Annotated in this window: 11 protein-coding genes and 1 tRNA gene; 7 read left to right on the top strand and 5 right to left on the bottom strand. The window is 56.6% G+C overall.

What is annotated here, in order from left to right; translation table 11 throughout:
- Positions 1–29: 29 nt before the first annotated feature.
- Entirely contained in the window at positions 30–845 is an 816-nt protein-coding gene (gene fabI, locus ACZ5SR_RS08110) for an enoyl-ACP reductase FabI (protein WP_464448264.1), read from the top strand.
- Between the two features lie 544 nt (positions 846–1,389).
- On the opposite strand, the gene ACZ5SR_RS08105 is transcribed toward fabI, so the two are convergent.
- On the bottom strand, positions 1,390–3,663 hold the full coding sequence (locus ACZ5SR_RS08105; protein ID WP_464448263.1) for an Orn/Lys/Arg family decarboxylase: 2,274 nt from the start codon (positions 3,661–3,663) through the stop codon (positions 1,390–1,392).
- Between the two features lie 197 nt (positions 3,664–3,860).
- On the opposite strand from ACZ5SR_RS08105, the gene ACZ5SR_RS08100 reads away from it, so the two are divergent.
- Positions 3,861–3,951 (top strand) — tRNA-Ser (locus tag ACZ5SR_RS08100).
- Between the two features lie 106 nt (positions 3,952–4,057).
- Here ACZ5SR_RS08100 and ACZ5SR_RS08095 read toward each other — a convergent pair.
- The 4 genes from ACZ5SR_RS08095 to ACZ5SR_RS08080 all read right to left on the bottom strand — a co-directional run bounded on the left by ACZ5SR_RS08095 (position 4,058) and on the right by ACZ5SR_RS08080 (position 7,539).
- Positions 4,058–5,224 carry a branched-chain amino acid ABC transporter substrate-binding protein gene (locus tag ACZ5SR_RS08095; protein ID WP_464448262.1) on the bottom strand — a complete coding sequence of 389 codons (1,167 nt, stop codon included), beginning with the start codon at positions 5,222–5,224 and terminating at the stop codon, positions 4,058–4,060.
- 101 nt (positions 5,225–5,325) lie between these two features.
- Entirely contained in the window at positions 5,326–5,610 is a 285-nt protein-coding gene (locus ACZ5SR_RS08090; protein ID WP_464448261.1) for a hypothetical protein, read from the bottom strand.
- Positions 5,607–6,041 (bottom strand): DNA polymerase III subunit chi, encoded by a 435-nt coding sequence (locus ACZ5SR_RS08085; RefSeq protein WP_464448260.1) that lies wholly within the window; start codon positions 6,039–6,041, stop codon positions 5,607–5,609. Before ACZ5SR_RS08085 ends, ACZ5SR_RS08090 begins: the two co-directional genes overlap by 4 nt.
- Before the next feature lie 10 nt (positions 6,042–6,051).
- A complete protein-coding gene (locus ACZ5SR_RS08080) occupies positions 6,052–7,539 on the bottom strand; it encodes a leucyl aminopeptidase (RefSeq protein WP_464448259.1) in 1,488 nt (495 codons plus the stop codon).
- A gap of 23 nt (positions 7,540–7,562) precedes the next feature.
- Here ACZ5SR_RS08080 and lptF point away from each other — a divergent pair, with 23 nt between their 5' ends.
- The 5 genes from lptF to ACZ5SR_RS08055 are packed head-to-tail and all read left to right on the top strand — an operon-like array spanning position 7,563 to position 12,353.
- A complete protein-coding gene (gene lptF, locus ACZ5SR_RS08075) occupies positions 7,563–8,672 on the top strand; it encodes an LPS export ABC transporter permease LptF (RefSeq protein ID WP_464448258.1) in 1,110 nt (369 codons plus the stop codon).
- Complete coding sequence (gene lptG, locus ACZ5SR_RS08070) at positions 8,669–9,775, top strand: LPS export ABC transporter permease LptG (RefSeq protein ID WP_464448257.1); 1,107 nt, start codon at positions 8,669–8,671, stop codon at positions 9,773–9,775. The genes lptF and lptG overlap by 4 nt, the downstream gene beginning before the upstream one ends.
- On the top strand, positions 9,772–10,164 hold the full coding sequence (locus ACZ5SR_RS08065) for a sirohydrochlorin chelatase (protein ID WP_464448256.1): 393 nt from the start codon (positions 9,772–9,774) through the stop codon (positions 10,162–10,164). Before lptG ends, ACZ5SR_RS08065 begins: the two co-directional genes overlap by 4 nt.
- Positions 10,165–10,208: 44 nt before the next feature.
- Positions 10,209–11,150 (top strand): CysB family HTH-type transcriptional regulator, encoded by a 942-nt coding sequence (locus ACZ5SR_RS08060; protein ID WP_464448255.1) that lies wholly within the window; start codon positions 10,209–10,211, stop codon positions 11,148–11,150.
- A 33-nt stretch (positions 11,151–11,183) separates the two neighbouring features.
- Positions 11,184–12,353: a pyridoxal phosphate-dependent aminotransferase gene (locus ACZ5SR_RS08055; RefSeq protein WP_464448254.1), complete on the top strand. Its 1,170-nt coding sequence runs from the start codon at positions 11,184–11,186 to the stop codon at positions 12,351–12,353.
- Position 12,354: the final 1 nt, after the last annotated feature.

Genomic DNA, 12,354 nt, shown 5'->3' with positions numbered 1-12,354 from the left:
TCTGCACACATTTTTCAGGAGTTGTAGGCATGACCACAAAAACAGGATTTCTGTCGGGCAAAAAGTTGTTGATCACCGGCGTTTTGTCCAACCGCTCGATCGCCTACGGCATTGCCAAGGCTTGCCACGCACAAGGCGCCGAGTTGGCCTTCAGCTACGTGGGCGAGCGTTTCAAGGACCGCATCACCGAGTTTGCGGCCGATTTCGACTCCAAGTTGATTTTTGATTGCGATGTGGGCAGCGACGAGCAGATTGAAAAACTCTTCACCGACCTGTCGGCCACCTGGCCCAAGTTCGACGGTTTTGTGCATGCCATCGGTTACGCCCCGCGTGAAGCGATTGCCGGTGACTTTCTGGACGGTTTGTCGCGCGAAGGCTTCAAGATCGCACACGACATCAGTGCCTACAGCTTCCCCGCCATGGCCAAAGCGGCCCTGCCCTACCTGAACGACAAGTCGGCCGTGCTGACCCTGACTTACCTCGGCGCAATCCGCACCGTGCCCAACTACAATACCATGGGCCTCGCCAAAGCCAGCTTGGAAGCCTCTGTGCGTTACCTGGCCGAATCGCTGGGCAGCCAAAACCGTGGCCTGCGCGCCAACGGCATTTCTGCTGGCCCCATCAAGACGCTGGCGGCCAGCGGCATCAAGGGTTTTGGCAAGATTTTGTCGGTGGTGGCCGAGGCCTCGCCCATTCGCCGCAATGTGACCATTGAAGATGTGGGCAATGTGGCAGCCTTCTTGCTCAGCGACTTGTCAGCGGGCGTGACGGCTGAGATCACTTATGTGGACGGGGGTTTCAGTCAGGTGGTGGGCGGCATTGCGGAGCCAGCGGCTTCGGCTTGATCCGTATTTCGGTTCACCAAGTGACTTGTCGGCATAGGGTGATCGCCATCGCAAATACCGCCTGAGGCAAGGCGAGCGCTGCCCGGGCTCATAACTCGCTTCGCTCGCCAAATCGCCCGGTTCAGCGCCCACCTTGCCTCAGGCTGAGTGGATGTTCGTGTGACCATGGGCCATGGTTAACGCGGCAATTCGTAGGTCGGTGCCTTTAGGTCCGACATGCGGCCTGTGCACCACAAACGTTTGAAAATGTCGCGTCGCTATAGGCCTAAGTGTCGGACCATAAAGGCCCGACCTACAAGGGGCTATGCGCGTGCATGACTGAAGGGTCGAAAAGTCTACTTGACTGACCAAGAACGCTCCGGATTTCGGAATTGAAAAAAGCGGCGAAAGCCGCTTTTTTCAATTCTCTCCCGCAGGTGAGCTGGGGCCCTGTGCGGGGGCTCAGAGGCGCTTCGCTTTGCCACATCGCCCCCGCACAAGGCCCCAGCTCACCTGCCCTCACCAAGGACTCAAATACACCAGAGCCCCTCACCGAAAGCAAGGGTCAGGCCTTCACGCAATCCGCAAAGTAACGTTTCTTGCCATCGTCGTCCTTGAGTTCCACCAAGCCGTGGATGTCGGTTTCAAAACCGGGGCACTTCTCGTTGAACTCGCGGGCGAACTTGAGGTAATCGACGATCTTCTTATTGAAGACTTCGCCGGGGATCAACAAGGGAATGCCCGGCGGGTAAGGCGTGACCAAGCCCACCGTGATGCGGCCTTCCAAGTGGTCGATCTCTACCCGCTCGGTCTTGCGCTGGGCAATGTGGGCGTATGCGTCTGAAGGGCGCATGGCCGGGGCCAGATCGGACAAATACATGTCGGTGGTCAGGCGGGCGATGTCGTACTTGGCATACATCTCGTGCACGTGCTGACACAAATCACGCAAGCCCATGCGTTCGTAACGCGGGTGCTTTTGGCAGAACTCCGGCATGATTTTCCACATCGGCTGGTTCTTGGCGTATTCGTCCTTGAACTGCTGCAAAGCGGTGAGCAAGGTGTTCCAGCGGCCCTTGGTGATACCGATGGTGAACATGATGAAGAAGCTGTACAGGCCGGTTTTCTCTACCACCACGCCGTGCTCCGTCAGGAACTTGCTGACGATAGATGCCGGGATGCCAGTCTTGTCGAACTTGCCATCCAGGTTCAAGCCAGGGGTCACGATGGTGGACTTGATGGGGTCCAACATGTTGAACCCGTCGGCCAGCTGTTGGCCAAAACCGTGCCACTTGCTGGCTTTTTTACGCGGGTCGTTGCGCAAGATCCAGTCATCCGCACGACCAATGCCCTCTTCGGCAAACTTCTCGGGTCCCCAGACCTTGAACCACCAGTCTTTGCCGTAATCGTCATCGACCTTGCGCATCGCGCGGCGGAAATCCAGGGCTTCGGCAATGCTCTCTTCCACCAGAGCGGTGCCACCGGGCGGCTCCATCATGGCTGCGGCCACATCGCAGCTGGCAATGATGCTGTACTGCGGCGAAGTGGAGGTGTGCATCAAATACGCCTCGTTGAACAGCGGACGGTCGAGCTTGGTGTTTTGCGCATCTTGCACCAGCACATGGCTGGCCTGGCTGATACCGGCCAACAGTTTGTGGATGGACTGCGTGGCGTACACCATCGACTCTTTCGGACGTGCGCGTTTTTTCCCCATGGCGTGGTACGGGCCATAAAACGGATGGAAGGCCGCGTGCGGCAACCAAGCCTCGTCAAAGTGAAGGTTTTCCACATAACCATCGAGCATGCTCTTGATGGTTTCGGTGTTGTACAACACGCCGTCGTAAGTGGACTGCGTGAGCGTCATCACGCGGGGCTTGACTTTTTTCGGGTCCACGCCCTTGAGCAAGGGGTTGGCCTTGATCTTGGCCATGATGGCCGCAGGCTCGAATTCGCTTTTGGGAATGGGGCCAATGATGCCGAAATGGTTGCGCGTGGGCTTCATGAACACGGGCACCGCGCCGGTCATGATGATGGCGTGCAGGATGGATTTGTGGCAGTTGCGGTCCACCACCACCACGTCGCCCGGAGCCACCGTGTGGTGCCAGACGATCTTGTTGGAAGTGCTGGTGCCGTTGGTCACAAAGAAACAATGGTCGGCATTGAAGATGCGGGCGGCATTGCGCTCGCTTTCGCCAATGGCGCCGTTGTGGTCGAGCAGCTGACCCAGCTCTTCCACCGCGTTGCACACGTCGGCGCGCAGCATGTTTTCGCCATAGAACTGGTGGTACATCTGGCCCACAGGGCTCTTCAAAAAGGCCACGCCACCCGAGTGACCCGGGCAATGCCAAGAGTAAGAACCATCTTCGGCGTAATCCAGCAAGGCTTTGAAGAATGGCGGCTGCACGCCCTCCAAGTAGCTCTTGGCCTCGCGGATGATGTGACGCGCTACGAACTCGGGCGTGTCTTCAAACATGTGGATGAAGCCGTGCAACTCGCGCAGGATGTCGTTGGGCAAATGGCGGGATGTCTTGGTCTCGCCATAAATGTAGATGGGCACATCGGCGTTCTTGCGGCGCACTTCGTCAATGAAGGCGCGCAAGTTGATGACGGCAGGGTCCAGGTCGGGACCAGGTGAAAACTCTTCGTCATCGATCGACAAAATGAACGCACTGGCGCGGCTTTGCTGCTGCGCGAACTGCGACAAATCGCCGTAGCTGGTCACACCCAGAACTTCAAAGCCCTCAGCCACAATGGCGTCAGCCAAAGCGCGTATACCCAGGCCCGAAGTATTTTCAGAGCGGTAATCTTCGTCAATGATGACGATGGGGAAGCGAAATTTCATGGGCTGAAGGGGCTGTGCGCCAAAGAAAGGACAAAGGGATTGAAACAGTGGCGAAGTTTAAGGACAAAAAGGTCCCACAGATCGACACAGATCACAAATTGGCAAAAAACCTTGCCTACGACGGTTTGTGCTCGCGGCACAAGAATTGTTTATGGCATCCGAAATCCCGTTTTTCCACTGCTACAATCACACCCCACGGAGCGGTGGATGAGTGGTTTAAGTCGCACGCCTGGAAAGCGTGTGTGGGTTAATAGCCCACCGCGGGTTCGAATCCCGCCTGCTCCGCCAAAACAAAAAAGCCTGCACAGTGTGCAGGCTTTTTTTCGTCTATCTCTTTCCAGCGCAGCAATATGCCGTGCTGGAAATAAGGCCCTCCAAAAGGAGGGCCAGAAGATCAGCGAACCACAGCGATCTGTGAACGCTCACCACCTTTGTAGGTGAACAAGGTCAAGGCACCATTTTTGATGTCGCCTTTTTCGTCAAACGCGATGTTGCCTGTCACACCTTTGTAGTTGATTGCCTTCAGGGCTGGCAAGTACTTGGCTGGGTCAGCAGAGCCGGCTGTGACCATGGCAGTGGCCATGACTTTCACAGCGTCATACACGTAGGGTGCATAGACCTGCACGTCAGCGTTGAACTTGGCTTTGAAGTCTGCACGGAACTTGTCCATGCCGGCTTTCTGCTCGCCTTCCACGCCACCGGCTTCAGCACAAATCACGCCTTCGTCCTTCATTGCGTCACCGGCCAACTTGGCCAATTCGGCTGTGCAGATACCGTCACCGCCCATGAACTTGGCATTGATGCCCAAGGATTTCATCTGGCGCAGCATAGGACCAGCCACAGCGTCCATGCCGCCAAAGAACACGACGTCAGGCTTTTTGGCCTTCAAAGTGGTCAAGATGGCGTTGAAATCGGAGGCTTTGTCGGTGGTGAACTCATGGCCCACAACGTTACCACCCGCAGCGGCCACGGCTTTCTTGAACTCTTCAGCCACGCCTTGACCGTAAGCAGTACGGTCGTCGATCACGGCGATGCTCTTGCCCTTGAGGGTCTCCACAGCGTATTTGCCGAGGGTGCCGCCCAGGTGCACGTCGTCAGCCACCACGCGGAAAGCGCCAGCGTAACCTTGACGTGTGTACTTGGGGTTGGTGGCCGATGGAGAAATCTGGGGAATGCCAGCGGTGTTGTAGAGCTGTGAAGCAGGGATGGTGGTGCCAGAGTTCAGGTGACCAATCACGCCGTTGACTTTGGCGTCGACCAGTTTCTGGGCTGCTGCAGTGCCCTGCTTGGGGTCGGCGGCATCGTCCTCTGCCAGCAACTCGAACTTGACAGCTTTGTCACCGATCTTGAGTGCTGCGGCATTGAGTTCTTCGATGGCCATACGGGCACCGTTTTCGTTGTCTTTGCCCAAGTGAGCGATAGCACCACTGACAGGACCCACGTGACCGATTTTGATCACTTGAACATCAGAAGCGGCTTCTTTTTTGCCGCAAGCTGCCAAAACCACTGCAGCCACAGCCACAGACACCAGGGTCAAAGTACGCGTACCAGAAAATTTCATGGAAACTCCGAAGAATAAAATTGCTTCAATCAAGCAAGCCGCAAAGATACTGCAAAACGAGGTCTTTGTGGCTTAGGGAAAACCAAAATTCTCGCAAAACATCAGGGAATACCTGTTCCAAGGACTCGGTGACCTGTTTGGTGCCTCAATCGCCAGGCTTGGTTAAGGCTATTTCGCACCAGATCGCAGGCCATCCGCTCGATTTCTGGGCGCAAAACATCAAGCATCTCGCCTGACAAGTTCATGAATGCCAATTTTTCATGGTCCAGGGCATCGAGCGCAGCCCGCAAGGCCTCAGAAATCTCAGATTCCGGCAACACCGCGCTCAAAACGGGCAAGACTGAATCAGGTGCGCCGGATGCGTAAGCCGAGTTGGAAAAACTCATGACGCCACCACCTTGGATAAGTCGTGCTGCACCAAGGCGTAGCCTAGCGCGGTGTAATGTCGCCAGCGCTGTCGTGCCGTCATTCGGCCATGGTCATCGGTCGCCACGATCTCGATCAGGCGATTGAACGACTCAAACCCAACAGGGACGTCATCGCCCAGGTTCACCAACACATCCAGCCCGCTCAGCTGCAAAGGGTCAAGGTGCAAGCGGATCGGAGATGCAGCCTGGATCTCCGGGGCATCGGCTGCGGTGCTGTGCGGCAGAAAATCGACCTCCGAGAGCGCCCACAAAGCAGCGTCCAGTTGGCGCAAACTGGCTTCGGAGCCGATCACACCCACCCGCAAGGACCGGCCATGGGCCTTGCGCAGCAACCTGCAAGCGTATTGCAAACGCTCCGTGGTGTTGAAGTGGAATTCGATTTGGGTCATCGCCCACCTGTCAGCGGCGACGGCTTGGAGCAGTTTTGGCCGCAACTGGATTCGCCTGGGCCAGCAGATAGGACAGCAACAAACCCACAGGCCTACCGGTCGCACCCTTGGCAGCGCCACTGCGCCACGCAGTCCCTGCGATGTCCAGGTGCGCCCAAGGGTGACGCGATGCGAACCGCTGCAAAAATTTGGCAGCGGTGACCGCGCCCGCCTGACGACCAGCCACGTTGGCCACATCGGCATAGCGTGACTTCAGGCCATCGGCATACTCATCGTCCAAAGGCATGCGCCAGCAAGCATCGCCAGAGGCATCCCCCGCCAACTGCAGGGCATGCGCCAAAGCATCGTCGCTGGAAAAAAGGCCTGACCTGACCCCACCCAGTGCGATGACGCACGCGCCCGTTAAAGTGGCGATGTCAATCACTGCTTGAGGCTTGAAGCGCTCGGCATAGGTCAAGGCATCGCACAACACCAGACGCCCTTCAGCGTCCGTGTTCAAAATTTCAATGGTCTGACCACTCATGCTGGTGACCACATCCCCCGGCTTGACCGCCAGGCCATCGGGCATATTCTCCGTGGCGGGAATCAAGCCGACCACGTTGATGGCTGGCTTGAGCTCACCCAAAGCCTTAAAAACGCCCAGGACACTGGCCGCGCCGCACATGTCGTACTTCATCTCGTCCATTTCAGCGGCCGGTTTGATGGAAATACCCCCGGTGTCAAAAGTTATGCCTTTACCCACCAGCACAACAGGGGCCTGCGCAGCTGGTGCACCGCTATAGCGCATCACAATGAAGCGCAACGGCTCTGCAGCTCCGCGCGCCACGGCCAAAAAGGCCCCCATACCCAATTGGGTGACCTCTTTGGGACCCATCACCTCACACTTGAAGCCTGGGCCTTTGGCGATCGCCTTGGCCGCGCCAGCCAGCAATGTGGGGGTGGCATGGTTGGCGGGCCTGTTGGCCCACTCTTTGGCCACCTCAATGCCGGCAACCAAAGCCTGTGCATGGCGCAACGCCTCTCGCAGCTCGGCGCTGACCGTTTCGGCGCTGAACATCACCTGCTTCAGCGTTCTGGGTTTGGGCTTGCTGAGGGTGCTGGTGTAACTGTAGCTGGCGTCCGCCAGCGCAGAAAAGGCCATTTGCAGGGTTTGGCCTGAGATCAAGGTAGCGGCATGCAAGCCGATACGCTTGATCTTGGCGGATTTGAGTGCGCCCCAGGCCGCATTCACGGCACTGCGCACCTGAGAGACGGTGCCCTCACCGATGCAGGCGACCACCACGTAGCGGGCTTTGATACCAGGCTGAGCATACAAAGACAACACGGCACCCGGTTTGTGCTCAAAATCACCGTGTGCAGCGGCGCTTCGCACCAGGGTCGAAATGGGGTCTTTATCGGACTCCTCCGCCTTACCCTGTGCAGGCCACAAGACAATCAAAGCGTCCAGATCATCACGAATCACACTGGACAGGGCGCGCTTTTGGATTTCGAAGTTCATAATTCAGCTTTTCCTTCGCACCGATGTTATTCCATTCTTCTTTACGCAAAGACCTTGCCCGTAATTTCGGGGCCACCTTGGTGGTTTTGGTCACCATTGTGATCACCATCATTCTGATCAGGACACTGGGCCAGGCCAGCCGAGGCAGCGTCAATCCGTCTGAGGTTTTGCTGGTCATGGGGTTCAGTGTCTTAAGCCAGCTCACCACGATCATCACCCTCAGCTTGTTCATCGCTGTGGTGGCCACCCTCTCGCGCATGTACGGCGACAGCGAAATGGTGATCTGGTTTTCGAGCGGGCAAGGGCTGGGCCAATTTATAAGGCCACTGTTCCGATTTTCATGGCCCATTTTGCTCATCGTGACTTTATTGGCACTTTTTGCTTGGCCATGGAGCAACCAGCAAATCCAGGACCTTAAGCAACGATTTGAAAAGCGAAACGACATCGAGCGAGTGGCCCCTGGCCAGTTCCAAGAATCATCGGGTGGGCAGCGGGTATTCTTCATTGACAAAGACACGCCTGACAACCGTTTCGGCCGCCATGTCTTCATCTCCGGTGTGGACGGTCAGAAAGAAACGGTGACCACGGCACAACAGGGGCGCATCGAATTGACAGGCCATGACCGCTTTCTGATTTTGGACAAAGGCCAGCAATGGCTGACCGACCGGGAAACTGGAGAAACCCGTCTGACCCAGTTTGAGCATTACGAACTCTTGATCGACGACGACGTCAATCTGCCCTCTTCGGCCATCAACAGTCGCTACACCACCACATGGGATTTGCTGAAACAACCCAATCGGGAAAACTGGGGCGAACTCTCGTGGCGTTTGGGCCTGGGCCTTGCGGGCATGAATTTACTGCTGATCGCCTTGGCCGTCTCAGCGGTTAACCCCAGAGCGGGCCGAAGTTACCACCTGGGTCTGGCTTTGTTCGTTTTCATTGCTTACTACAACATGCTCAATGTAGGCCAGAGCTGGATCAGTACAGGACGCTTTGACTTCTTGCCGTTCATGGTGGTGCTGCATGGCGGCGTCTTTTTGCTGGCCATGCTGTGGCTATCGATTCGGCATTACAACTGGTCCTGGCGATTCCTGTGGCAGATACAGGCACCTCTAGACAAAGGCGCTGCATGAAAACCGTTCGCAGTTTGCTGCATGGCGAAATCATCCGGGCCGTCGGCTTTGTTCTGATTGGATTTTTGGCTCTTTTTCTGTTTTTCGACCTGGTCGACGAACTGCAGAACCTGAGCCGTTTGGCCAGCCAAGGCTATCAATTGCACCATGCCTTGGTCTATGTCGCCCTCAAAACGCCTTCGCATATTTATGAATTGCTGCCCATTTCCGTCCTGATCGGCTGCATTTTTGTGATGGCGCGGCTGGCGCAAAGTTCCGAGTTCACCATTTTGCGCACGGGTGGACTGGCCCCCTTGAAAGCCCTCTACACCTTGTTGCAACTGGGTTTGGTTTTTGTGACCGTGACTTTTTTGATTGGTGATTACGCTGCACCTTGGGCTGATCGTCAAGGCGTGTTGATCAAGGCCCGCTTTCAAGGGGATCTGACGGTAGGACAGACCGGGGCTTGGCTCAAAGAACGCCAAGCGCAGAGGCATTTTGCGGTGAATGTGCGCAGCTTCGACGGCATCGGCCAAATGCAAAATATCCGGATTCACGAATTCAACGAAGCAGGAGAGCTGTTGGCCATCACCAGCGCGCCCAAAGCCGAAATTGGAGACGGCGTCTGGCTTTTACAGCAGGCACAAGAAAAGTCCATTCAAACTTCGGATTCAGGCCAAACCTTGCAATACCGATCAGACCAACATACCAGCCTTTCTTGGCCCACAGGCATCAGCGCCGACATGGTGGCCGCTGCCGTGCTCAGCCCGGACCGCATGAGAACTTGGGAACTGTTCAATTACATGCGCCACCTGAGCAGCAACAACCAAAATGCGCAGCGCTATGAAATTGAGTTTTGGCGCAAGGTGTTCTACCCCTTGAGTTGCCTCGTGATGTTGGTCATGGCGCTGCCATTTGCCTACCTGCACTTTCGCTCGGGGCAAATTGCCGGTCATGTGTTTGGCGGCGTCCTGGCGGGTATCAGTTTTTCTTTGCTCAACAACCTGTTCAGCTTTGCAGGTAATTTACAAAACTGGCAACCGTGGCTCACAGCAGCAGCCCCGGCTCTGATTTACAGCGCTGTTTCTTTGATCGGCTTTTGGTGGATGGTGTTACGACGATGACCTCTGACTTGAATGCTCAAACAGGGGTGATTTTATTTGCCCATGGCTCGCGTGACCCACTTTGGCGTTTGCCCATCGATGCCGTGGCCGAGAACATGACCCAGCGATGGCCTGAGATGTCAGTGGCCTGTGCTTTTCTGGAGCTGACCACACCCGATCTGGCCACCACCGTCGAGTCTTTGATGATGCAGGGCAAAACCCATTTGCGCATCGTGCCCATGTTTCTCGGGGTGGGACGTCATGCACGGGAAGATTTGCCGCAGCTTGTCTCGGAGCTGACCGAGGCCTATCCCCAAGTGCGCTTTGAATTGGTCCCCTCCATCGGAGAACACCCTGCCATGACCCAGCTCATGGCCGACATTGCGGCCAACCAGACCACCGATTCATAGACCAGTTAAAGCATAATGATGTAAGTCAATATGACATTTAACGTATGAATCTGCACCAATTCCGCTTTGTCCAAGAAGCTGCCCGCCGCAACCTGAACCTGACCGAAACGGCCAAGGCCCTGCACACCTCGCAGCCCGGAGTGTCCAAAGCCATCATCGAGCTGGAAGAAGAACTGGGGATCGAAATCTTTGCCCGACACGGCAAACGCCTCAAGCGCATCACCGAGCCTGGTCAACACGTGCTGCAAAGCATCGAAATCATCCTGCGCGAAGTAGGCAACCTGCGCAAAATTGGCGACCAATACAGCGCGCAAGACAGCGGCACCTTGTCCATCGCCACCACCCACACGCAGGCCCGCTATGTGCTGCCCATGCCCGTGGCCAAGCTGCGCGAAAAATACCCCAAGGTCAACATCAGCCTGCACCAAGGCGCGCCCGACCAAGTGGCCAAGATGCTGCTCGATGACACCGCCGAAATCGGCATCGCCACCGAATCCCTGTCAGCCTACGAGGAACTGGTTACCCTGCCCTGCTATGAATGGCAGCACGTCCTGGTGCTCCCACTTGATCACCCACTAGCCCAAAAAGAGCACCTGTCTCTCGAAGACATTGCCAATGAGCCGATCATCACTTACCACCCGTCCTTCACGGGCCGGGGCCGGATTGACCATGCATTTGCTGCCAAAAAACTGCACCCACGCATCGCACTGGAAGCCATCGATTCGGACGTGATCAAAACCTACGTTCGCTTGGGCTTGGGCATTGGCATCGTGGCTGAAATGGCCGTCAAGGACGACCCGGTCAAAGATCTGGCGGTTCGACCTCTGGGCGCGCTGCTGGGCATGAACGTGGCCCGTGTGGCCTTCAAGCGCGGGGCTTACCTGCGCCACTTTGTCTACCATTTTGCCGAATTGCTCAGCGATCGCCTGACCGCCCCCCTGATCACCAAAGCCATGACCGGACAGGTCAACGACTACGAACTTTAAGCCTTGAACTTTGAGCCTGGAAATTTGAACGCCATGAACGCACGCACCCCCAACCTCACCTCCAAAGCGCCCCACATGGGCACCACCATCTTCACCGTCATGTCGGCACTGGCCACCGAAAAAAATGCGGTCAACCTGGGCCAGGGCTTCCCGGACTTTCCGTGCGACCCCAAGCTGCTGGATCTGGTGAACGATGCGATGCGCGAAGGACTCAACCAATACCCACCCATGACCGGCGTGGCCCCGCTGCGCGAAGCCGTCTCGAAGAAAATCGAAACCCTTTACGGCCGACATTACGATCCGGCCAGCGAAATCACCGTCACCGCAGGCGCTACCCAAGCCATCCTGACCATCATCTTGGCCATCGTGCATCCGGGTGACGAAGTCATCGTTCTGGAGCCTTGCTACGACAGCTATGTGCCCAACATCGAGTTGGCCGGTGGTGTGGTCGTGCGCGTGCCCCTCAAGCCAGGCACCTTCCGTCCTGACTTCGACAAAATTCGCGCAGCGATCACGCCCCAAACCCGGGCTATCCTGATCAACTCGCCGCACAACCCCAGCGGCATGATCTGGTCCAAACAAGACATGCTCACGCTGCAAGAGATTCTGGAGCCCACCAACATCGTGCTCATCAGCGACGAGGTTTACGAGCACATGGTTTACGCCCCCAACCAGCACTGGAGCGCAGCACACTTCGACGGCTTGGCCGCCCGCGCCTTCATCGTGTCCAGCTTTGGTAAAACTTACCATGTGACCGGCTGGAAGATTGGCACCGTGGCAGCGCCTGCGGCCTATACCGCCGAATTTCGCAAAGTGCACCAGTTCAACGTGTTCACGGTCAACACCCCCATGCAGCATGCACTGACACGCTACATGGCCGACCCCGCCCCCTATCTGGATTTGCCCGCGTTTTACCAGCGCAAACGCGACCTGTTTCGGCAAGGTCTGGCGCAAACCCAATTCAAGCTGCTGCCCGGTGAGGGGACCTACTTCCAGTGCGTGGACATTTCCAACCTGAAAGTGCCCGAGAAAAACCTCAGCGAAGCCGATTTCTGCAAATGGCTCACCACCGACATCGGGGTTGCGGCCATTCCACTGTCAGCGTTCTACGGCAATGGCTTTGACCAAAAAGTCATCCGCTTTTGCTTTGCCAAAAAAGATGAAACGCTGAACCTGGCTCTGGAACGACTCGCCAAACTCTGAA

It is taken from the genome of Limnohabitans sp. TEGF002 (genome assembly GCF_055395845.1).
Note: the sequence above shows the minus strand (reverse complement) of the source record. Positions and strands in the feature narration are given on the sequence as shown.